General features: G+C 33.3%; 21 protein-coding genes and 1 pseudogene. 2 read left to right on the top strand and 20 right to left on the bottom strand.

Translation table 11 applies throughout. The features are described from left to right. From ACY65O_RS08360 to ACY65O_RS08270, 19 genes and pseudogenes are all read right to left on the bottom strand, one after another. A pseudogene (locus ACY65O_RS08360) lies at positions 1 to 615 on the bottom strand (hypothetical protein); the annotation flags it as partial. Positions 616 to 686: 71 nt separating this feature from the next. After that, complete coding sequence (locus tag ACY65O_RS08355; protein WP_462220399.1) at positions 687 to 1,739, bottom strand: glycosyltransferase; 1,053 nt, start codon at positions 1,737 to 1,739, stop codon at positions 687 to 689. Between the two features lie 77 nt (positions 1,740 to 1,816). Then, positions 1,817 to 3,046 (bottom strand): glycosyltransferase, encoded by a 1,230-nt coding sequence (locus ACY65O_RS08350; protein WP_462220400.1) that lies wholly within the window; start codon positions 3,044 to 3,046, stop codon positions 1,817 to 1,819. A 27-nt stretch (positions 3,047 to 3,073) separates the two neighbouring features. After that, complete coding sequence (locus ACY65O_RS08345; RefSeq protein WP_462220398.1) at positions 3,074 to 4,048, bottom strand: NAD-dependent epimerase/dehydratase family protein; 975 nt, start codon at positions 4,046 to 4,048, stop codon at positions 3,074 to 3,076. Positions 4,049 to 4,153: 105 nt separating this feature from the next. Beyond that, complete coding sequence (locus ACY65O_RS08340; RefSeq protein WP_462220397.1) at positions 4,154 to 5,467, bottom strand: glycosyltransferase; 1,314 nt, start codon at positions 5,465 to 5,467, stop codon at positions 4,154 to 4,156. Between the two features lie 46 nt (positions 5,468 to 5,513). Next, complete coding sequence (locus ACY65O_RS08335; RefSeq protein WP_462220396.1) at positions 5,514 to 6,806, bottom strand: hypothetical protein; 1,293 nt, start codon at positions 6,804 to 6,806, stop codon at positions 5,514 to 5,516. A 68-nt stretch (positions 6,807 to 6,874) separates the two neighbouring features. Further along, complete coding sequence (locus ACY65O_RS08330; protein WP_462220395.1) at positions 6,875 to 8,044, bottom strand: hypothetical protein; 1,170 nt, start codon at positions 8,042 to 8,044, stop codon at positions 6,875 to 6,877. 9 nt (positions 8,045 to 8,053) lie between these two features. Continuing rightward, complete coding sequence (locus ACY65O_RS08325) at positions 8,054 to 9,916, bottom strand: carbamoyltransferase family protein (RefSeq protein WP_462220394.1); 1,863 nt, start codon at positions 9,914 to 9,916, stop codon at positions 8,054 to 8,056. A 16-nt stretch (positions 9,917 to 9,932) separates the two neighbouring features. Then, entirely contained in the window at positions 9,933 to 10,082 is a 150-nt protein-coding gene (locus ACY65O_RS08320; protein WP_462220393.1) for a DUF5989 family protein, read from the bottom strand. 20 nt (positions 10,083 to 10,102) lie between these two features. Beyond that, entirely contained in the window at positions 10,103 to 10,510 is a 408-nt protein-coding gene (locus ACY65O_RS08315; RefSeq protein WP_462220392.1) for an SxtJ family membrane protein, read from the bottom strand. 12 nt (positions 10,511 to 10,522) lie between these two features. Next, the gene (locus ACY65O_RS08310; RefSeq protein WP_462220391.1) at positions 10,523 to 11,758 is read right to left on the bottom strand and encodes a glycosyltransferase; all 1,236 of its coding nucleotides are present in this window, start codon (positions 11,756 to 11,758) and stop codon (positions 10,523 to 10,525) included. Positions 11,759 to 11,825: 67 nt separating this feature from the next. Beyond that, the gene (locus tag ACY65O_RS08305; RefSeq protein WP_462220390.1) at positions 11,826 to 12,620 is read right to left on the bottom strand and encodes an FkbM family methyltransferase; all 795 of its coding nucleotides are present in this window, start codon (positions 12,618 to 12,620) and stop codon (positions 11,826 to 11,828) included. An 88-nt stretch (positions 12,621 to 12,708) separates the two neighbouring features. Beyond that, positions 12,709 to 13,596 carry an alpha-1,2-fucosyltransferase gene (locus tag ACY65O_RS08300; protein WP_462220389.1) on the bottom strand — a complete coding sequence of 296 codons (888 nt, stop codon included), beginning with the start codon at positions 13,594 to 13,596 and terminating at the stop codon, positions 12,709 to 12,711. A 9-nt stretch (positions 13,597 to 13,605) separates the two neighbouring features. Further along, positions 13,606 to 14,976, bottom strand: a complete 1,371-nt coding sequence (locus ACY65O_RS08295; protein ID WP_462220388.1) for a lipopolysaccharide biosynthesis protein — start codon at positions 14,974 to 14,976, stop codon at positions 13,606 to 13,608. Between the two features lie 113 nt (positions 14,977 to 15,089). Further along, on the bottom strand, positions 15,090 to 16,175 hold the full coding sequence (gene gmd / locus ACY65O_RS08290) for a GDP-mannose 4,6-dehydratase (RefSeq protein ID WP_462220387.1): 1,086 nt from the start codon (positions 16,173 to 16,175) through the stop codon (positions 15,090 to 15,092). A gap of 28 nt (positions 16,176 to 16,203) precedes the next feature. Then, the gene (gene fcl, locus ACY65O_RS08285; protein ID WP_462220386.1) at positions 16,204 to 17,151 is read right to left on the bottom strand and encodes a GDP-L-fucose synthase; all 948 of its coding nucleotides are present in this window, start codon (positions 17,149 to 17,151) and stop codon (positions 16,204 to 16,206) included. Then, positions 17,148 to 17,675: a transcription termination/antitermination NusG family protein gene (locus tag ACY65O_RS08280; RefSeq protein WP_462220385.1), complete on the bottom strand. Its 528-nt coding sequence runs from the start codon at positions 17,673 to 17,675 to the stop codon at positions 17,148 to 17,150. The genes fcl and ACY65O_RS08280 overlap by 4 nt, the downstream gene beginning before the upstream one ends. Before the next feature lie 188 nt (positions 17,676 to 17,863). Further along, a complete protein-coding gene (locus ACY65O_RS08275) occupies positions 17,864 to 20,194 on the bottom strand; it encodes a GumC family protein (protein ID WP_462220384.1) in 2,331 nt (776 codons plus the stop codon). A 17-nt stretch (positions 20,195 to 20,211) separates the two neighbouring features. Further along, positions 20,212 to 20,955 carry a polysaccharide biosynthesis/export family protein gene (locus ACY65O_RS08270; RefSeq protein ID WP_462220383.1) on the bottom strand — a complete coding sequence of 248 codons (744 nt, stop codon included), beginning with the start codon at positions 20,953 to 20,955 and terminating at the stop codon, positions 20,212 to 20,214. A 371-nt stretch (positions 20,956 to 21,326) separates the two neighbouring features. On the opposite strand from ACY65O_RS08270, the gene ACY65O_RS08265 reads away from it, so the two are divergent. Next, positions 21,327 to 22,682 carry a M20/M25/M40 family metallo-hydrolase gene (locus ACY65O_RS08265; protein ID WP_462220382.1) on the top strand — a complete coding sequence of 452 codons (1,356 nt, stop codon included), beginning with the start codon at positions 21,327 to 21,329 and terminating at the stop codon, positions 22,680 to 22,682. Positions 22,683 to 22,742: 60 nt separating this feature from the next. Here the strand turns inward: ACY65O_RS08265 and ACY65O_RS08260 are convergent, their stop codons facing one another. Beyond that, positions 22,743 to 23,192, bottom strand: a complete 450-nt coding sequence (locus ACY65O_RS08260; protein ID WP_462220381.1) for a hypothetical protein — start codon at positions 23,190 to 23,192, stop codon at positions 22,743 to 22,745. 320 nt (positions 23,193 to 23,512) lie between these two features. Between ACY65O_RS08260 and ACY65O_RS08255 the strand changes: the two genes are divergently transcribed. After that, a partial coding sequence (locus ACY65O_RS08255; protein WP_462220380.1) for an acyl carrier protein phosphodiesterase occupies positions 23,513 to 23,914 on the top strand: 402 nt, incomplete at its 3' end.

The following is a 23,914-nucleotide window of genomic DNA, read 5'->3' as shown; positions in this document are numbered from 1 at the left end:
ATTAAATTCTAAAAAAGATCCCGATGGCAATTCAAAAATATCATCAAAAATAGTATCGGGTGCTTTAAATGCCCTGTTAAGATAAAACTGCCAAAGGCATTTATGATTTAATTTTTTGTTTGAAAAAATTGCTAATGGTGTAATTGTAGATGCAAAAGCAAAAACTTCCGGAGTATTTATAAAATATAATGGCTTAATACCAATTCTGTCTCTGCATAAAGTTAAAAGCTTGTTTTGTTTATTAAAATATCCAAAGCCAAACATCGAGTTTGTTTTTTTAAGAAATTCTATATACTCAACATTCAGGCCTTTTAGTAATACTTCTGTGTCGGATTTTTTTATATAAGTTTCTGAACTGAATTTAAGATCCCTGTAATTATATACTTCTCCGTTATAAGTAATAGCCCCTCTGTCATCCTGCATGGGCTGCTGTGCATTACCAATATCAATTATAGAAAGCATGTTATGAAAAAAATACAGGTTGGGTAAAACTTCCAGCTTACCAAATTCATCAGGCCCACGTTGATGCTGCTTTACTTTAACAAGTTCTTGAAACTTATTTAATAGCCCGTCATCTGTATTTTTTTTAAAAAAAATTCCCGCTATACCACACATTTAAAACTATTTTATTTTTAAATTATTTTCAATTCGTCAAATGCTTATTCAAAATAATAAGTCAGTTAAATTCAAGTAGTGTATATCACATTATCAATTAAATTTTTATAAAATTCATGATAGTCTGCTTTCGATTCGTTATTGCGTTCGCTGCCTGCCTTTGTTTTATCTTTTATTATTAATTTAAGTTTGGTAACCATATCATCTGCATTACGTGTACTAAAAAGAGTTGTACCGGCCGGTCTTTCAACAATATCCGATGCAACAACGGGCTTACCTAAAAACAAAGCTTCCCTTACTGTTAATGCATCGCCATCGGTATTGGTTGGCCTTAAAACTATATCTGTTCTTTCTATAAGCTTTACAAAAGATAATTTTTCATTAATTAATAAAAAATCATCTGTTAATCCAAGCTCATTTATCTTTAACTGATAATTTAGGTACAGCTCTTTTAATTTATCAGTACTGGCTACGTTAAAAATAAAACTTACCGGATAACCCTCTTTTTTTAACTTATTTACCGCATCAATACAAATATCCAAGCCGTACAAATCTTCATTTTTAAAAATTTCCAATTGCCACGCATTAGCACACAAAATCACTTTGCCTTTGTTTTTACTTCTATTTATCCATTCAATAACAGCTGCAGGCAGCTCTGGTTCTGTTTCCATTACCGGTGGAAGAAATGCATTTTGCACCATGCATTTTTGTTTGGGTAAATTAATTTTATCAAACAGATTTGCATTTACCAGTATAATTTTGTCGGCCATTTTATAAATGGTTTCTTCTAAATATCTTACTGCTTTTTTTTTGTCAAATGGATATGCATGCAGGGTTAAAATTACTTTTTTAAAAAACAGCTTGCCTGCTATTACATGAGCCATCCTTAAAATATGGTTACCACTATGAATATATATTACCTCTGCATTAATTATTTTTTTCAGGTACTTAAACAGGTTTAAGCTTCTTATATTAAAATAGCCCGCCTTTGCAGGGTTAGCTTCATCTATAAAATCAATGTCATAATCATTTTCAAGAAGTATAGAAAGCCGTTTTATGTGTATACTTATACCTCCGGCTGGCGGTGGTAGAGGTCCAATTAAAACTACTTTTTTCTTTTTCATTCTATGTATTAAAAGCTTATATGGCAATCAGCTTTTAATCTTAAATATCCAGTACTAAAATTTAAATATTACTTATCTTATTTTTTAACCGGGTTGTTTCTTTCTACAAATTCAATAATTTCTTTTGCCTTTTCAATATTTCCAAAACATTTAATTGCAGTCTCCCTGCTTTTTTTTCCAACTTCAAGTGCTTTATCATAGTTGCTGAAAATACTGTCCACTTTTTCTTCAATTGCTTTAGGGCTGTTGGGTTCAACAATAAAAAGGGTTTCGTTATCAGTAAAATAAGTTTCTATATCACTTACCCTGGTTGCAATAATTGGTTTACCCGTCATACAATACTCTCCTAGTTTCCATGGAAATCCATGATTGGCGTAAGGACTATTTGATCTGCACACAAACAGAAGATCCGCCATAGTATTATAGCATAACAGTTCATCAGAATTTACAAAGCCCACCAACCTTATTTTATCATCAAGTTCATGATTCTTTATAGCGCTGGTTATCCTATCCATTAAAACTTCATCATAGCTTTTACCCGTCATTACAAAAACAGTATCAGGATATTTTTTTACTACTTCTGCAAATGCATCAATCAAATAAAAAATGCCATCTTTTTCCCCAAAAGAACCGCTGTACACCAGTAATCGTTTGCCCTCGAGGCTTTTTTTAATTTTTTCTTTTACTGTTTCAAAAGATTGCCTGCTTACACTTTTATAACTTTCTTCTGAAACAAGAATTGGGCTGATTAAAATTTTACTTTCGGGTAAATACCTCAGGTAATGTTTTTTTAAACTTTCAGAAATAACTATTACCCCTGAAGAAATTTTTGGTAAAATTTTCTCTGAAAGCTGCTGGCTTTTATAATTAAAATATCCTGGTATACCCCTGTAATCTTCATTTAATGACGCTTTTTCTACAAGCCAGAAATAAATCGGTATTCTAAATAAAGTACATGAAATAATTATTGGAAGATCCCTTATAATATCAACAATTCCACCAAGGATAACAGCATCTAGTTTTTTCTGTTTTTTTCTTTTATAAATTAATGCCGCAGTTTTTATTACTGCAATAAAATTATCAAGAAAACGAAAACCTTTTTTTATCTCTTTACTATCTCTTACAAAAAAATATGGAATACTTTCGAAATGTCCATACTTTTTTTTTGCTGCAGACAAGGCTTCTCTTTTACGGCCATAAGGAATAACAAGAAAACCAATTCCAGCGCTTTTTCTTAATCCCTGCATCAGCAAACTTACATGTGCGCTATGGGCTCCGCCAAAGGGAAAATCAACTGAATCTACCACCAACAAATTCATTTTTTCAGTTGGTTTTTATTTAGAATTTTTTGAAACCTGCTCTGCTATCCAGTTATAGGTTTTAGTTATACCCACTTTTAATGGTACGGATGGCGCCCAGTTTAATTTTTCTTTAATTAATTTATTGTCAGAATTCCTTCCTCTTACACCTAATGGCCCGGGGATGTTGCTGATATTGATCTTTTTTGCAGAGATATCTGCTACCATTGCAGCAAGATTGTTAATAGAGATCATTTCATCTGAACCAATATTTACCGGTCCGCTAAAATCTGAGTGCGTTAATTTTAAAATACCTTCTACACATTCATCAATATATAAGAACGAACGGGTTTGTTTTCCATCACCCCACACTTCTATGGTTCCTCCGTCTTTTGCTTCTGCAACTTTTCTGCAAAGTGCTGCCGGTGATTTTTCTTTTCCTCCCCTCCATGTTCCTTCTGGCCCAAAAATATTATGGAATCTTCCCACACGGGCTTCTATACCATGGTTACGCTGATAGGCGAGGAATAAACGTTCGCTAAATAATTTTTCCCATCCATACTCACTGTCAGGATTAGCAGGATAAGCAGATTCTTCACTGCACTTTGGATTATCGGGATCCATTTGGTTATGCTCAGGATACATACATGCGGATGATGAATAAAAAACCCTTTTAACGCCGGCTTTATGCATAGCATCCAAGATGTTTAAATTAATTGTGGCTGAGTTATGCATAACATTTGCATCGTTTTCGCCGGTAAAAATATAGCCTGCACCACCCATATCTGCTGCTAACTGGTATACTTCGTCTAATCCACCCTGCACTACTAATTTGCATAATCCGGGATCGGTCAAATCTCCGATAATGAATTCGTCTGCTGCTGTTGGTGAAAATTCAGGGTGTTTTAAATCCACACCACGTACCCAAAAGCCATCCTCTTTTAATTTTCTTACTAAATGGCTGCCAATAAAACCACCAGCGCCGCACACTAATGCTGTTTTCTTTTTCATAATTTAATTTTTAAGTATAGATTGTTCAATTTTAATAATACTGCAGGGTTTTTATTTGCAATAAGTAAAACCCTTGTAATGTTTTTTGCAACTTAATAAATAAGCTTAATTAACCATTGAAGAGATCGTCTCTCTAAAACGGTTTCTAACATTTACTGAGTTAAATTTATTTTCTGCAATAGATATTGCATTTAGTGCAATTTGCTCCCGTTCATTTTGATTTATACATAAATGTTTAACTGCTCCGGCAAGTGCAGCAGCATTATTTTCGGTAACAAGTTTTGCCCATTTATTTTTTTCTGCATCTTTAACAATAGCCGTTACCTCAGGTGCGTACACAATTATCGGCGTTCCGCTCATCATATATTCAGGTGCCTTCGTTGGCATTGAATATTTGATGAATTTTACAGAGTCATCTGAAAAGTCATAAGGTAATATCAACAAATCTGCTTCCGCAAAAACTTTTGGCAGCTCCTTGTACGCCACTAAAGATTTGTGCTTTACACATTTATATTTTTCAACCCACTCTGGTTTCAATTCGGTTTGTAAAATAAACTGTACCGGTTTATCCAGTTCTGTGTTGGCCATATCTACAGCCAAAGCAATTGTTTCTAACGATGACTGAATACCAGGGCCAATTCTGCCAGCGTATAAAAGAACTGGTGCTTCGTTTAATTTATAAGTCTTTCTTTGGCAGCTTTTCCAAAACTCTATCTCAATCGGATTGTGAAAAGTGATAAAATCTTTTCCATACCTGTTTTTATATTCCTGCGCCATGTAATCGCTTATGCTTAATAAGACCGAAGCATTGTTAAGCAAAATTCTGAATTCACTATCAATTTTTTTGCCCCAGTAATTTTTAAAGGGGCCCTTTTCACTTATGGTAGCTGGCCAGTCATCCATCATATGAAAGACCATGGGTTTTTTTGCATATTCAGTTAATAAGGAACAAAACAAAACTGTTTCTCTTGATGATGCCTGTGCATAAATTACATCTGGTTTGTAATCATCTATCCATTTACAAAGTGTATCGGACATTGTAATTTTAGAAATACAATGAAAAAGCCCAACGAATTCTAAAAAAGGATAAAAATATTTATTTATTATTCTTGTTCTGAGTGCTACTTTGGTGGCAGCAGCCGGCTGGGTTTCGTTTATATTTTTTTGATCAATTTTTAAACCTCCAGATATAACATTACGTTGCAGCAGATTAAAGGGGAAAACCCATTTATATTCTTTGTTTCCAATTAAATAATACGTGTTGCAAAGCTCAGTGTTTAAATTATTAAACATGTGAATGGTACATACAACAGCTATTTTATTTTTATCCCAACCACTAAACAAATTTGCCTGCGTAATGCCACCACCACTATTATTTGTAAAGGGCTGGCCAATAATTAAAACCTTAGGTAACGACATTGTTTTATTTTCAAATTACTTAATTTTTGAGCTGCAAAAATTAGTGTTAGTTAGAACGTTGTAAATAAGATTTTATTGTGATATCAGACATATTTCTAATCTTCTTTGAATAGCAAATGCCTACAGCTATCCAAACTATTAAATAGTGCATACTAAAAGTATTACCGATAATTGGTTTTAAATATATTATCCATAAAAAAATCCACACGGCTGCGCTTTTAGATAAAACATTTTTTGAATTAAAAAGCCCTTTATAAACTGCAGGAAGCAATATTAGAAGTAATAGTGTAAGACTCACAAGCCCTCCTTTTAAAATTATTTGTAAATATCCTGTTTCAATATTTTCCCTGTACCCTGTTGCATCATTAACATTATCTATAATGGGGCAAAAATATTTACCGTTTATTCCTTTTCCAATGATCCAGTCATTAGTGGTCATATCGGCATACATATATTCTTCTACACCTGTTCTTGTATCTTCATCCCCTCTGTCTATAACAAAATTAAACATTGCAGGCGTTTTTCTGCCGGCAAAAAAAACAGCAACCGCCCCAATAAAAATAACCGACATTAAAATAATAAGCATTTTTCTTTTTGTGGTGGATATATAAATCATTCCAACACATGCAAGAGTACTAACGCACATTGCTATTGACCCACGCCTTGCCCTGTATATTAAAAAGAAAAGTGCAATTAGCATTACAGCCAATGCAAGGATATTTATTTTCCCCAAACCTAATAAACTTTTTTTATCGCTATGGTAGAGATAAGTAAGTAATAAAAAGCTAACGGGGTACGCCAGCAGGCCAAAAAAAGTTTCTATGTATCCTAAACTTATCAAACTTAGCCGGTCAGGATCGTGTAAAACTTTATAAAATAAAATTACGCAAAGGATAAAAAAAATGCCCAGGATTATAAGTATATTGAATATTTTTTTATAGAACCCTACTTTTCGTGGTATTAAAAGAACCAACGGTGCAAAGTAGGGCATTGCTCCATAGGACACATCAAAAACCATCAGCTTTATTGATTTAAAATCATATTCGGCACCTCTGAAAATTATACTTACAGAGTATAAAAAATAAATCCAGAAAACCAATTGTAAATAAGGATCATCAATTTTAGATTTAATAAGGCCAGATGCGCCAAAAATCATTACAATAAATCCTATTGCCTGCAAACCCTGGCAAGCTGCAGGGCTAATAAATGACTCTGTTGCAGACAGCACAAAAAATAATGTGTATACAGTAAAACCATACCAAAAAAAATTAAGGCTTTGCTCTTCTTTTTTAGTAATATTAAAAGAATTATCTATTAAAAATGGAATTTTTTGAATCACGAAAAATAAAAAAAATTGAAGTGAGTTTTTAGTGTTGTGTAACTTTACTTGAGCAGCTTAAGAAGGCTTCAGTTCTTTTTAAAACTTTTTTGCTGTTTATCAGTAATATATTGTGCAAGGAATTTACTTAATTCATGCCCGGCTATTACATGCCCTCTATTTTTCCAATGCCCTCCATTTTTTAAATAGTCCTGTTCAGAATAAAGATCAACAGTTTCAACATATTTTATTGACGACTCTTTTAAAATTTTAACTGCATTAAGATAATGGAATTCTTTTTCCTTTATATCATCCCATGCAGGAATAACCATAACAATTAATTCGGCATTATTTTCTTTTACATAATTATTAAGTTGATTTAAATATTCCTTAGTTACATTATACTCCTGCTCATTTACTTCCTTTTTTCTGCCACTTAACCGGTTCGCTATTCTTTCTGTAAGATTAGAAACAAAGGGAATTAACCTGCTTTTAACAAATATTTTCTGCAATGGATTAAGTTCTTCTGTTGGGTAAGAACCGGTAGCTTTTTTTATTGCCTCTCTTTTTGAAATCTTAAATGGTTTAAAATTTTTATCGTAATCGTAAAAATTAAAACAGAAAGCCTGATCGTAAAAAACCAAGTCGTCAAAAGGAAGCAGGTTATCGGCAAAATCGTTACCTACATAAAAACCCAGGATTACATAATTGGATTTTTGCAGTGGAAGATATTTCTTAGTTGCAAAAAGTGCATGGTTTGTACCAGTTGCAGGAATACCAGTATTCCAAACAACTGCAGGATAGTTTTTTTTGATATCTCTTTCAAAAACATCAACGTAAGAACTGTCAACATCTGCAGAAGCGCCCCACGTAAAACTATCCCCGGCAAACAGAATTTTTAGCGAATCGTTATCCGGTGAGATATTATTAAATTCATCTTTATCATGGTATCCATCTTTATTTACCATCTTCAGCCGGTTATAATACCATGTTTCGTTTATTGATTTAAAAAAAATTGAATCAGCTTTAGTAATTTCATTGGCGGCATATCTTGGTCCCGAAACTGAATCACATTGCCACCATTTTGCCTTTTTCAGTTCAAAGCCTTTCAGCTTATCGTACGAAGACTCGTAATGAAATAAATACAATAAAATTTCTGAAATAATTATTACAACTATTAGTAAAAACAGCAGTGTTATAAAAAAAAATTTAATTTTCTTTTTTTTTGAAAACTTAGTTGTACCTGTTTTTTCTTCCATAAAATAAAATTAATCCAATTTAAATTCTTCTTTCCAGTTAGTATCATTAACTAATTTCGTCTGCTTTGTTTTATCAAAAACAAAATTACCCACTACTAAAAAATCCATTTCGGTACGCATAAAGCATCTAAATGCATCGTCGGGAGTGCATACAATTGGTTCTCCACGTACATTAAAACTTGAGTTTACTAACAGGCCGTATCCGGTTTGGTTTTTAAATTCATTTATTAAATTCCAATACCGTGGATTGGTTTGTTTACTCACACTTTGAATTCTTGCAGAGTAATCAACGTGTGTAACAGAGGGGATATCTGAGCGAAGGTGATACAGGCGATCCATCATTTGCAGGGAATCGTAATTGGCCGGCAAAGGTTTAAGGTGCTTGGGTTGTACAGGCATTACCACCAGCATGTATGGTGATGGTTGATCTAGTACAAAATATTCACTTACGTCTTCTTCCAAAACAGATGGTGCAAAAGGCCTGAACCCTTCACGGTACTTTATTTTAAGGTTCATTTTTTTCTGCATCTCGGGGTTTCTTGCATCGCCTAAAATACTTCTGCCGCCCAATGCTCTTGGCCCATATTCCATTCTTCCCTGAAACCACCCTACCACATTGCCTTCTGCTAATTTTGCTGCCACCACTTTTGTGAGGGCATCAAAATTTTCATAATAATCGTACTGAGCACTGTATTTTCTTACCATACCCATTACCGCTTTATCGTCATACTCCGGCCCCAGGTAGGCACCTTTCATTGCATCAGCAACATTTTTATTAACTATTCTTTTTTCTCCTTTCCATAAATACCAACCTAAATATGCTGCACCCAATGCACCGCCTGCATCACCCGAAGCAGGTTGTATCCAGATGTTTTTAAATATCCCTGTTTCAATAAGTTTTCCGTTTGCCACACAGTTTAATGCAACACCGCCTGCCATTACAAGATTATCACTATTAGTTAACTTTTTTGCAGTAGCTGCCAGCTTTATAACAATCTCTTCGGTTATCTGCTGAATAGCTAAAGCCATGTTCATATAATCCTGGCTTATTTCAGATTCGGGGTTTCTTGGTGGTATGCCAAACAGTTCTGTCCATTTTTTATTATTGGTCATTTTTAATCCTGTAGCATAATCAAAGTATTTCATGTTAAGCAAAATTGATCCGTCTTCTCTTACATCTACCAATACCTTTAAAGTTTTTTCTTTAAATTCTTTTGTTTGAGGCGAATCGGGATTACCATAAGGGGCAAGGCCCATTAACTTATATTCGCCACTGTTTACTGTAAAGCCGGTATAGTAAGTAAATGCTGAATACAATAATCCTAATGAGTGTGGAAAGTGTAATTCTCTAAGCATCTTTATAGTATTTCCTTTACCATACCCAATTGTTGTTGTTGACCATTCTCCCACACCATCAATAGTTAATATAGCAGCATCCTCAAAAGGGGAAGGATAATAAGCGCTGGCTCCATGAGAAAGGTGATGCTCCGGAAACAAAATTGGGATTTTGCTTTTACCGAATTTTTTAAACTCGTCTCTAAGCATCTTCTTCATAAACAGCTTTTCTTTTATCCAAACAGGTACAGAGGTAAGAAAGCTGCTCAACCCTTTTGGGGTAAAGGCATGGTAAGTTTCAAGCAGCCTTTCAAATTTGATAAAAGGTTTATCATAAAAGGAAACCGCAGCCAGGTCTTTAAATTCAATTCCGGCTTCGCTTAAAACATATTTTACTGCCTCATGTGGAAATGATGGATCATGTTTTTTACGGGTAAAGCGCTCCTCATGAGCTGCTGCTATTATTTCTCCATCGCAAATGATGGCTGCTGCACTATCATGATAGTACGCAGAAATGCCTAAAATAAATGTGGCCAACGCTGATTTTTTTAAATTAAAAAAGTGTGTAAATAAATGGTGCTATTGCAGAACCTGCAGAAAGAACAATTAATACGCCGAATATCAACAGCACAATAATTAGTGGTAATAACCAGAACTTTTTTCTAACTTTTAAAAAAGCCCACAGTTCACGTAAAAATTCCATATTTAATTTATTTTAGTTTTTTAAAAAGGGTTAATTATATCTTTAGCTGTAAACTCATGATCCCTTACTATCATAACAGACTTTGAATCTTTTTTAAATCCAGTTAAATTTAAGCTGTCTTTTCCCATAGCCCTTCTTATAACACCCATTGGTAAAAGTATTATAATATAAATCACAGAAATTAAAATTCTTGACACTACCATTCCCAGTAAATTGGTAAGCCCCAGCCAAATCATTGCAAATGGATAATAAAACATGGGAAATGTCATATTAATAACTAATACAGGAATTGATATGAGGTAGTAAATATTATGCCTGGTAAAATATCCAAGTAAAAGACAAATTAATACCATTGCCATGCCTGTATCGGTAGCTTCTTTTTTTGATATTGACTGTGGAAATACTTTTTCTTTAAAAAATTTTATCATACTGGTTATTTATTACTTTAATTTTTGTTGCTGTATATGTTTAAATAATTCTAAATGTTTGGTTATTGTAAGCCCGGGTTCTAATGCTGGCGGCAAATTACCCTTAAGATTATTTTGTAAACAAAATTTAATACCGTTACAAACGTCATCTGCATCTTTATATTTTGCTATATATCCATTTTCTTTATGCTTAACCATATCAGGGATACCCCCAACATTAAATCCCACTACCGGGGTGCCACAACATAATGCCTCCATTATTACATATCCAAATGCTTCCATAACAGATGGGGCAACAAAAACATCTGCTGCATTATAAACCAAAGCGGTAGAATATTCATCCTTTAAATACCCCATAAATTTCGTTTTAAAGGGTATTGCATCTGCTATTGCTTTATTGTGCCCGCTTCCAAAAATCAAAACCGTTATATTTTCAAATTGATTATCCTCTTTTAATAATTCCAAAGCTTTTTGTAAGTACGGCCATCCTTTATAGGGGCTGTTTACTGATACTGCGCCAAAGGCCACTACCCGGCAATTTTGATCAATATTTAATATTTGCCTGGCAATTTTTTTATCAAATGGTTTATAAATAGTATTATCCAATAAATTGGGAATATAAAAAACGGGTTTATCTTTTGTTAATGCAGATTCTTTTGCACAATTATACAACCATTTACTGGGTGCTGTAAAATATAGATTATTGTATTTAGCATACAATTTTTTCTTTTTATTAAAACCCTTTGCCGATAAATCATTTTCTTTATTGCCCGGGAACATTTGACAATTGTGGCAACCCGTTTTATATTTTTCGCAATCAAAACTGTAGTGACAACCGCCAGAAAAATCCCACATATCATGCATGAAAATTATTACCGGCTTTTTAAGCTTTGCTATTTGTTCTATACTTTTAAAGTTTAAAAAACCATTCAAAACCCAATGAATGTAAATAAAATCTGCATCTTTAATTTCAGAAAGTTGAGAAACATCTGTTCCTAAAAGCGGGTAAGAAAATAAACCATATTCTTTATGGGTTTTACTAATAAAAAAAGAGCGAATCTTTTCATCTATACGTGCAAGTATCCTTTCTTTTTTTCCAAGGTACTTTATTGAAGGACCGGCCATTGTTCCATGTTGCAACGAAACAATATTAGATTGAACATTTACTTTACCAAATGCAATTTGCAGCCTTAATGCTGCACTGCCGGCAGATTCTACAGAATATTGCAAATGAACAACCTTAATCATTTTTAATTTAAATTATTACTTACATTTAATTTATGCTGTTCCTGCAAAATTTATATGGAATGATTTTTTATTTCTTTAACTCCAGTAAAAAATTTATTGTTATAAAAATTTCTAAAGATTCACTGTAATTCTTTATTGGGCGCAAGCCATTTTTTACTATCCTGTAAAAATTATAATCCTCCTTTAATAAATACCAAAAATCCTGAAAATAAGTTCTTGAATCTATATTACAACCCCCAAATTCAAACTGGATAAAGTCAATTTTTTTTGCCTTCAACATTTTTTCAGCCCCCAACAATGCATTGTACTCATTACCTTCTATATCTAACTTAAGAAAATGGATTTTTTCAATACTGTTTTTTAAACAGAAATTATCAATAGTAGAGATAGTTATTTCTTCATATTTTGACATTTCGATGTTAAAATGATCCAGCTTTCTTTTGTAAACAGAGGCTAAGCCCGAATGCGTTTTATCACTATATAATTTTAAAATAGCTTCTTCTTTACCAAAACCGAAATTGAGTGGTGTTATTTTTTTATTTGATTCAACAGTTTTTGCCATCGCATTATATGTTTCAGCAGAAGGTTCAAAAGAATAAATAATACAATTTTCTTTAGAAAACACATTTGCCAGTTCAACCGCATATTTACCTATATTGGCCCCTACATCAAATACTGTAATTTTTTCAGTTGTGTTTTGTAATTTATTTTTTACATATTCTGCAGCAGCAATTTCCCCGCTGCTTTTATACTCTCCGCTATTTCCATAATTCATTCCATCAAGGGCTTTTGAATACGCAAATTCAAAATATTTTTGAATACTTTTTTTTCCCGCAAATAAATTGAGAACGTTTTTTAACATTTTAAATATATTTTATTGCAGTGTAATAATTTTCACAATAAGATATCTTAAACAGAAATTACTCTTCTTTGCTACCAAAAAAATCAAATTAGTCCAGCTTTATCTTAACCCATTCTTCCGGAAATATTCCTTCAGGATGATAATCTCTCATCAACCACTTTTCAGGCATCACAACAATTTTATTTTTATTTTTATTAAGCCATGCAGCCCACCAGCTAAATGTACTGTTAGCAATAAGGTTATGTTTACAAAGGCTCATTAAATACATATCTACATAACTATTTTTACCGGTATTATTATCTACATACGTACAATTGGTAATGTTTAAATTCTCTTTCACCCATTGCATATCATCTGAAAATACAAAATAATGTGGTTTTTCTATATTTTTTGCAGCATAGTCTAAAGCGTTATGGTAATAACTTGTATAATTAATAAACCCAAATGGGTTATTCGATGCCAGTGTATCTCCCCTTCTGATATGGATACTTACCGAATTGCAGTTATTTATCTTTTCAATTAACTCCATATTTTTTTTATCGGTTGGCTTTTTAAAAACAAATTCTTCTTTTAATAAATCTTTTACATCTTTAAAATAAGATTCTACCTGCCATACACCCACTAATAAACTTGATTGCTGTTGTAATAAATTGTTATCGTAAATAAATTCACGGGATTCTTTATAAACAGAATATCTTTTGCCATGATATAATGGCACCAATCTTCTAAATACAAAACCCACCGGTTTATTTTTGTAGACCATTCCTCCTTTTAAAAGAAAAAAATTTAGTGCATTTAATGGAAAGGGTAACTTTAAATTAAATGCTTCTCCTAAATTAAACCCGTTGTGGTGGTGTTCGTATAAAAATTTCGAAAATGATATTTGCGTTTTTTTTCCTTGTTGGTTTAAAGCAATACTTAATGCATACTGAAACATTTGATTTCCCAGGCCACCATAAATTAATACTTTATTCATAGAAACTGCTTATTTATACCAGATTGCGGATTTTGATTTTTTTATAAAAATTTGATAATATTGAATGGGTGCTATAATATAACCACCCACATTTGCCAAAATTGAAGCGATCAGTATTGCCTCTATCCCTAAATTATATTTTCGTATAAATAATGAAGCAAAAGTAAAAAAAATAATTGTTGTGATTACTGATACCCAAAGCATAATTTTTAAGGCCCCAATACCGTTAATAACCGAAATAAAAATACTGGCAAACATTCCTGTAGTAAAAAAAATAAAGCATAGCAATGAAATATTATCACCGATGTGAACCACATTTTTCCCTAACCATAAGTCATAAACTCTTGCTGCAATTGCTAACATTATAATACCTAATAAAATAAATGGTACTAAAATTAAAAGATATTTTTTCACTGCGTTTTTTATCCATTCTCTATCGCCTGAGTTATAGGCATCTGTTACCCCACTCCATAGCGGAGTCAGCAGTATCATAAATCCCATTTGAAGGGTGAAAAAATACTTATAAGCAATATTGTAAGCAGTTACCTGCACTGTGCCAAAATAATGTGCTATTAAAAACAAAATCGATTCAAATTGAATGATACTTGCTATCTGCAGAATAAAAAATTTAACCCCCAAACTCATTATGTCTTTTGCGTACTCTTTTTTTACAAACTTTATTGAGGGTTTAAATTGTTTATATTTTGTTTTAAAGAAAATGAAATTAGCCACTGCAAGTATAACTGCTGGCGCTATACAACTTGCCAAACCAAGTTCTAAAAGAGATCCTTTTGAAAGTTTAGTTAAAGTGTAAATTATTAGTAATGAGAAAAACTGGCCCATCATATCAAGCAATGAGCCTATTGCAGGTTTTTGATCTGCTATAAGAATAGTAATTATTATTCTAAATATAAATTGAAAACAAAAGTATGAAACTACTACTACTGCAAGCCTGGCCACTTCGCCTTCCATATCGGCAGGTATATTTAATAAGGTGTGCCAGCTTATAAATTGATTTACGCACAATAATAAAATCCATAACGATAAAAAAATAAGGCCCACATAAAAATAAGTGGTGCTGATATATATATTTGCCAGCTTAATATCTCCTTTTGCTTTTGCTGCAGCAAATTTATTTCTTAGCCCATGAGTAAACCCTATGTCAAAAAATGATATCCATGCAATCATAGAACTTAAAGCAAGCCATATACCATATTGAGCAGGGTTAATATAATTAATTGTTAATGGAACTAAAATTAAACTAATTAGAATGCTGCATCCTTTTATTAAAAACGAACCTATAATATTCTTCTTCGCTTGTACGCTACGCTGGTGGCCTTTAGTAAAAAAGTTAATTAAATATTCCCACAATGTTACCATCTGCCTTTTTATCAACATTATTTATTTTAGTTTTTGCGCCGGATTTATATCAAAAAAATTGGGGATTACTATTTATAGTACAGGAATATAACTTAACCCGATTATGAAAATGACTATGCTTTACCCTGTGCTATTGCTTTCTTAATATTTTGAATGTCGCTTACTACCATTTCTTTAACCAATCCGGCTAAATCGTATTTTGGTTTCCACCCTAATTTTTCTCTTGCTTTTGAAGAATCACCAATTAATAATTCTACTTCAGTAGGGCGGAAATATGCAGGGTCAACTGCAATAACTATTTTACCCAGGGATAGTTGATAAGCAGGATTATTACATGAGGCAACAGTAGCTTTTTCTTCTACCCCTTCACCGGTAAAATTTAATTGAATACCAACTTCTGCGAAGGCAAGTTTAATAAAATCCCTTACACTTGTAGTAATGCCTGTTGCAATAACAAAATCTTCTGGCGTTTCCTGTTGCAATATTAACCACATAGCTTCTACATAATCTTTAGCATGCCCCCAATCCCTTTGAGCATTAAGGTTACCTAAATACAATGTTTCCTGCAAGCCATGTGCAATTGCCGCAACTGCCATTGTAATTTTTCGTGTTACAAAAGTTTCTCCCCGTAATGGGCTTTCGTGATTAAATAATATACCATTGCAAGCATACATATTGTATGCTTCCCGGTAGTTTACAACTATCCAGTAAGCATACAATTTTGCAACGGCATAAGGACTTCTTGGATAAAACGGGGTTGTTTCTCTCTGTGGAACTTCCTGCACTAATCCATATAATTCAGATGTAGATGCCTGGTAAATACGTGTTCTTTTTTCCATACCCAAAATACGTAACGCTTCCATCAATCGTAAGGTTCCAACACCATCTGCATTTGCAGTATATTCCGGTGTATCAAAACTTACTTTTACATGGCTCATTGCCGCAAGGTTATATATTTCGTCGGGCTGGGTTTCCTGAATAATACGGATAAGATTGGTACTGTCTGTCATGTCGCCGTAATGCATCATAAACCTCAACTTATTTCCATGTCTGTCCTGATATAAATGATCAATACGGCTTGTATTTATTAAAGATGAACGTCTTTTAATACCATGCACTATATATCCTTTTTCTAAAAGAAGTTCAGCCAGGTAAGCACCGTCTTGTCCGGTTACACCAGTAATTAATGCAGTCTTCATTTTTATGTTTATTTGAAATATACCTTTATCAGACCAATGAAGGTAATAGTTGTTTAGTTAAAAAATTCTGGTACGCTTTTTTTAATCCGTCTCTAAGAGTGGTAGTATGATGCCATCCTAATGTATGTATTTTAGATACATCGAGTAATTTACGTGGAGTACCGTCGGGTTTTGTTATATCAAATTTCAAATTGCCTTTGTAGCCAATAACTTCTTTAACTATTTCGGCTAACTCCTTAATGCTGATATCTTCGCCGCAACCTATATTTACAATTTCTTTTTCATTATAATTGTTCATTAAAAACAGGCAGGCTTCTGCTAAATCATCCGCATATAAAAATTCCCGTCTTGGATTACCCGAGCCCCATATTGTTACTTCCTTTAAATCTGAAATTTTTGCTTCATGAAATCTCCTGATAAGTGCCGGAAGTACATGAGAGTTTTGTGGATGATAATTATCATTTATGCCATACAGATTTGTTGGCATAACACTTATATAATTGGCCCCGTATTGCTCCCTGTAATTTTCACATAATTTGATACCAGCAATTTTTGCGATTGCATAAGGTTCATTCGTATTTTCCAACGCCCCTGTTAAAAGATATTCTTCTTTAATTGGTTGTGGAGCCATTTTGGGATAAATGCATGAACTGCCTAAAAACAGTAATTTATTTACATTGTTTTTATGGGATGCATGTATAATATTTGCAGCTATAAGCAGGTTATCATATAAAAAATCGGCACGATAGGTATTATTTGCAACAATACCTCCCACTTTACCAGCTGCAAGGAAAACGAAATTTGGTTTTTCGTTGGTAAAAAAATTGTCAACTGCTGCCTGGTTACGCAGGTCTAATTCTTTTGATGTTCTGTATAAAAGATTTGTAAATCCTTTTTGTTCTAATGCCCTTACAATTGCCGAACCTACTAAACCATTATGACCTGCTATATAAATTTTGTCGGCTAAATTCATCATGACTGAGCTAATGTATAATTTTGTACCATTCGTTCCCTGCCAAAAACACTGTCTTCTTTAAGATGGGCTACCATGGCATACCCTAACGATGGAAGGTTTATTTTTATTGTTTTATTTTTAACAGCAAGTAAATTTCCTTCAATTTCATACGAAGAGCGGAAAATACTTCTTTCAATAACATTGCTGTTTACTGTCAGTTTCTCTAAATCAATATTTTGATGATCGTTAGTAAACTCTCTTATAGCATTTATTTCGGTTTCATCAATAACAGCTGGCTTACCCAGCCAGTACAGCAGGTTAATAACGCCATCAGACAGCCTGAGCAAATTTGCTTCGGTTTCTGTAACATGTACAAAAACATAAGATTTAAAGAGCGGTTTATGAACTATTTTATTTCTTCTGGAATTTTGTAATTCAGTACAAACAAAAGGAATAAAATTTTCAACTCTTTTTTTTGTTAACAACGTGGCAACTTTCTTCTCACATTGTGGTTTGGTGTAAAATACGTACCAATTTTTCTGCATAACCATTTTTTAAAAATTAGAAAAGTGCAGTTAATCGGATAATGGAGTGGATAGTTAGTCAGATATTTGGAAAAAATGGTTGGTTGGACAGTGGAAACAATTTATTAATCAAGCAGGGCTTCGCCAATCTCAGTCACAGCTTAATATAAATTGAGTTATTTTATTTTTCATGGTATTGGATGATTTTATCAGGATGCTTTTTTTGTTTTTGAACCTCTTTCTTTATTACCATAAACATAATCATAACCATACCCGTAATTGTTTTTGAAAACTCCTCTTGTTTTAACACCGTTAAATACAATAGCAGCGTTATTTATAGGGTTGATTTGATTATTTTCATCAATTCTTTTAATTAACATTTTAGGCGTATAGTTGTGTCTTATTACATATAAGGTTGCATCGCACATACCAGATAATATATATGCATCTGTAACCAATACTGCAGGCGAAGTATCAATTACCACCATATCAAAGTTACTTTCTAAATAATCTATTAACGAATTTACTTTTCCATTTGCTAAAAGTTCGGTTGGGTTCTCGGGTAAGCTGCCTGCCGAAATAAAGTAGAGGTTCTCGTGTGTATCAACTTTATTTATAATTTCCCCTGCCTTTTTTTCGCCATTCAAAAATTCAGTTACCCCATCTTCATAGTGTACATTTAATATTTTTGAAAGAGTGGGATTATTTAAATCCAAATCAACCAACACAACTTTTTTCCCGGTCAAAGATATACTTACAGCAAGATTTGCAGCCACAAAACTTTTACCCTCCCCAGATATACTGGAAGTTAGTAATAATTTTTTATGAGAAGAGTCTATTCCTAAAAACGATAAAGAAATCCTTAATTTTCTAAACTCTTCCGCCACAAAACTTCTTGTTCCTTTTTCAATTACCAGAGGGGTTTTTGTTTTATCAAAAGCAATTTCACCGATAATAGGTATTCCCGTCATTTTTTCAATCTCATTTCTGTAACGGATTTTGCCGGTAAAGGAATCTTTAACAGTAATAAGTGCCACACAAAAACCTAGTGCCCCGATAACTGCTACAATATATATAAGCTTTCTATTGGGGCTAACAGGAAAATTACTTGCCAATGCACTGTCTACTATCCGGCTGTTAGATTCTACCGATTCAATAGTCATTTGAGCCTCCTGTTTTTTTTGAAGCAAAAACTGATATTGATTAATTTTAGTTTGATGTTCACGTGTTATTTCTAATAATTTTTTTTCTTTTTGAGGTACAGCAGATAGCTGGGCACTGTATCCGCCGCTTGCTGCCGCAATACTTTGGCGAGAGGCTGCCAAACTTTGCCTGGTGTTCTGAATATTTTCTAAAATTGTTGGTTGTAATTTCTTAATCTGATCAGCAATAGAAACTAATGCAGGATTATTTTCTCCAACAGTCTTCTTCATACTTTCATATTCCATTTGTTTAGTCTGTAATTGGGTTAGCATTGCCGTAAGGCCAGCATCCACCCCCAAAGTGGATGGAGCAAGCATATCGCCACTCTGCTTACCTGCAACAGATTTTTCAACTTCACTGAGCATTGAAAGTTTCATATTTACTTCGCCAAGTTTCTGATCATTTTCACTTACGCTTTTTAAAAAATAGGCGCCTTGTGTACCAATGTCCACAGCCCCACCGCCAGATTTAAATTGCTGTACTTTTCTTTCTATTGAATCTAAATCATGTGCTAAACCACTCAGTTGTTCATTTACAAAAGCCAGCGAATTTATTGCTGATGAATTTTTTTCATTAATAGAAACCTGGTCATAAGTTTTAATAAGTTGGTTTATTATATCCACAGCCCTTTGTGGTATTGGATCTTTATAAACAATTTCAACAATAGCAGATTGCTTATTGGGAACTATTTTAAGGCCGCCTAAATAACCTGATGCTGCAAGCTTAATTTCCTCAAGAGAAAAATAAAGCTGTTTTTGGGGGTTATTTTCATAAGCGGTTTTATACTTGTTGGGTATAAACTTAAGTGTGCCATACGGCGTGTTTACAAACTGGTTAAGAGGGTATTTATTTGTATTATTTAAAGTAACCGTCTGATTATTTTTATCATAAGTGAAATTTATTTTTTCGGCAGGCTGAATTGAATCGGGATTTTTTGCCTCAATAATAATGGGGGATAATGTGTAAGCATCCCCTGATTTTATTTTCCCTTCTTGGGTTACAGGTGCATATAAATAAAGAGACTTTACTACTTTTTCCATTAATTCACGGGACTGAAGAACCTCCATCTCATTTTCGATATTCTTTTTTGCTTCAATTAAGTTTAATGATTGAGTAAATTTATCTGCTCCACCGCCTCTGTTTTCATCTTTAATTATAAGAGTAGCTGTAGCCTGGTATATTGGTGTGGCATACCGTAAATATGCATAAGCAGCAGCCAATGATAAAAGTGCAAATAATATAAATAAAGGCCAGTAAGGCAAATACCTCGAGATCAGCTGTTGACCCATCATATTTGATTCATGTTCCTCTGTAACGATATGTTTGCTTTTTTCCATTATATTAACTTCAAAAATTATTTTATAACTCTGTCTAAAACCAGTACAAGAATTGAAATACTACTAAATACAATAGGAATAATCTGTTGAGACCTGTTAGTAGTGGCTATTTTTGTTTTGTTAGGTTCTACATAAATTAAATCGTTGGGTTTTAAATAGTAGTAAGGTGAATTTAAAAAATCCACAGAATTAATATTAATATGCCTAGTAATTCTTTTGCCATCTTCTTCCCTGATTAATAAAATATTATCCCTTTTGCCATAAATTGTAAGATCTCCTGCCAACCCAATAGCCTTAACCAAAGATATTTGTTCGCTTGGTACATTTATAACGGTAGGGTGCCCCACTTCGCCCAGTACTGTTACCTCAAAATTCAGGTGCCTTATTTCTACTATTGGTTCTATTAAAAGCTTTTTTGATAAAATAGTTTTAGTAATATTTTCTTTTAGTTGTTTTTTTGTAAGTCCTTCTGCCGGTACATTACCCAGCATAGGCATTTGTATATTACCATCACTGTTTACAAGGTACCCCTTTACACCATTATCGGTTGAATTAAAATCGGCAGATGCAGTTTTACTTAAGCTGCTAATAAATATATTTAAAATATCATTTTTTTGTATAGGAGCTTCAATTGCACCAACAGCAGATCTGTAGGTAGTATCTTTAGCACTTTCAAAATAAGCTATTTTACTTGGAGTAGTACAGGAAGTACAATACAACAAACAAATTGAAAAAATAAACAAAAGAAATCTAGTTCCCATATTGCGTGATTTTAGAGTTATTACTAACAAATATTGTCTGGGGGGACGTGGTTTAACACGAAATATTGAACGACAGTGGTTTTGGCACGGATTACGAATCTTGTAAGGTAAGCGACAGATTTAGTGTATCTGTTCAGGTGTAAAGTTAGCATAAAAATAATAATCTCAAAATAAAATTATTGTTATCTGCATTTTTTATCATTATATGGTATATAAAAATAATTTGAATGCCTGTTATCAAGCATAAATCCACTCACTTTAAAGTTACCAGTTTAATTTTATTGTTTTGCAGAAATACAAGCATTAATTTATTCGACTATAAAAAATATTTAAGATTGCTTATTTGTATATTTAGATAATAACTTTGAATTATGAAACTACTTATTAGCGCCTCAGCGTTTTTTCTTTTTTGCAGCTGTTCTTTGTTTTCTCAAACTATAATACAAAGAGATGCAGAAATTGAAAATATGGTTAAAGAAGTTGCACCTGATTCCTTACAATCATACATTAAAACTTTAGTTGCATTTGGTACCAGGAATACGTTAAGTAACCAAAGCAGTACTGCAAGAGGTATTGGCGCTGCAAGAAACTGGGTGCTGCATAAATTTCAGCAAATAGCTAAACACTCGTCCGGACGATTAAATGCTTTTATTGATACAACTACTTTATCAGCTGATGGCAGAAGAGTGGACAGGCCAATACTATTAGGAAATGTTGTAGCTATACTTAAAGGCACAGATCCGTTAGATAAACGCATATTTATTATAAGCGGCCATTTAGACAATATGCGTACCAGCCCCACCGACAGTATTGGTGATGCGCCAGGTGCAAACGATGATGGAAGCGGTACTGCTGCAGTTATTGAATGTGCAAGGGTAATGAGTACACATTCTTTTCCGGCTACAATAATTTTTGTGGCTGTTAGTGGCGAGGAGCAGGGTTTGTTAGGCGCTGCGTATATGAGCGAAAAAGCAAAAAAAGAAAACTGGAAAATAGAGGCGGTTTTAAACAATGATATTATGGGCAGTAACAACAGTAATGAAACCAATATTATTGATAATACAAAAATCAGGGTATTTAGTGAGGGGCTTCCTGCATTTGAAACAGAAAAAAATGCCGTAGCTATCAGAAATCTCGGGTTGGAAAACGATGGCAAATCGAGGCAGCTGGCCCGCTACGTAAAAGAAATTGGAGAACGTTATGTAGATAACCTGCAAATTGTAATGGTTTACCGTAATGATCGTTTTTTACGTGGTGGCGATCACACACCTTATGTACAACGTGGGTTTGCAGCTGTTAGATTTACAGAAATGAATGAAAATTATACAAGACAGCACCAAAACGTACGTACAGAAAACAATATTAAGTACGGCGACCTTGAAGAGCATATTGATTATGAATACCTGAGAAAAAATACCGCCATGAACCTGGCAAACCTTGCCAATCTTTCTAAAGCACCGCCAATGCCCGACTCTGTAAAAATGGATGTAAAAAAATTAAGCAACACAACTTTGCTTTTTTGGAATAAACCTCAATTTGGTGCAATAAAAGGTTATTATGTTTTGGTTAGAGAAACCACCAGTGCTGTTTGGCAAAAAAAAATATTTACTGCTGGCACAACAATTACTTTACCCTTTAGTAAAGACAATTATTTTTTTGCTGTTCAAAGTGTGAATGAAAACGGTAACGAAAGTTTACCCGTGGTTCCCGGTATTTCGGGCCGGTAAAAGAAATTATAATAAAGCCTCCTGTAACGGAGGCTTTTAAAAACCCAAAACCCTAACAAACTATTTTTTTGTTTTTCTTTCTACAGTTAATTCGCCGTAGCTGTTGCACTTAAGCTTTAAAACTTTTTGGCTTGTTTCAACATTTACATAATAATTGGTTTGCCCGTCAAATACTATTTCGCTTACATTATTTGCAACGGTATAATCTTTATAACTGTTTGCAATGGCCAATGAAACATTAAGGGGTAATTGGCTGGTTTCAATTACTCTTGATACACCCAGCAGCTCGCCACTTTCGTTGTAAGCAGCAGAAACTTCTTTTTCATTAAGCTTAAATGAAGCAAAATAAAAATCATCCTTTTTTTCCCAGTTAACATTTAATGCACCGGTAAAATTTTTTTCAAATTCTGCTTTCGCCCTTTCGGATATCTTTTCGGGGCCGGGAGAAGCAAAAGCGCTTGTGGCAAGCAAAATTGCTACTGCCGCAAACATTGTTTTTAATTTTTTCATAACTATACTTTTTTTGGTTTAAAATAACTGCCATGGCTTAGCAGCGGTTAATAACAAAACAAAAGTAAATACAGCTTTTATAAACTGAAAGCATTACTTTACCAGTAACGTTAAACTATGTTAAACAATGTACGAGTGGTAACAAGATGAAAAAAAAATTTTATTCAAATCAACCAAAACCCTTTACTGTAATGCCTTTGCTATTTTTTCTTAATAAAATACTAAATTTTGTTTTTGTTGTGTTAAAAAGTAAATGCGGTTTTCTACAACCAGTGGGCTAATTATAAAAGTTATCTTTATCATTCAATTAATTTTTGCAAATGAATTTTTTGGCTCATGCCCATCTTTCTTTTAACCATCCGCAAATTTTGGTGGGTAACATGATAAGTGATTTTGTAAAAGGTAAAAAGCAATACGAATATGATGCCGCCATACACAAGGGCATTCAGCTGCACCGGGCTATAGATAATTTTACAGATACCCACGTAGCTACTCAAAACATAAAATTATTTTTCAGGCCTCAATACCGCTTGTATTCAGGTGCATTTACAGATGTAGTGTATGACCATTTTTTAGCAAATGATACATCAGAATTTTTAACTAATGATGATTTAAAAAAATTCAGTTCAGCCACCTATCAAGTTCTTGAAACAAATGTTGCCGTATTGCCGGAGGCCTTTAAAAAAATACTGCCTTACATGATTGAATACAACTGGTTGTAT

The sequence above is a fragment of the Ferruginibacter sp. genome (assembly GCF_031430955.1).
Taxonomy (GTDB): Bacteria; Bacteroidota; Bacteroidia; order Chitinophagales; family Chitinophagaceae; genus Ferruginibacter.
Note: the sequence above shows the minus strand (reverse complement) of the source record. Positions and strands in the feature narration are given on the sequence as shown.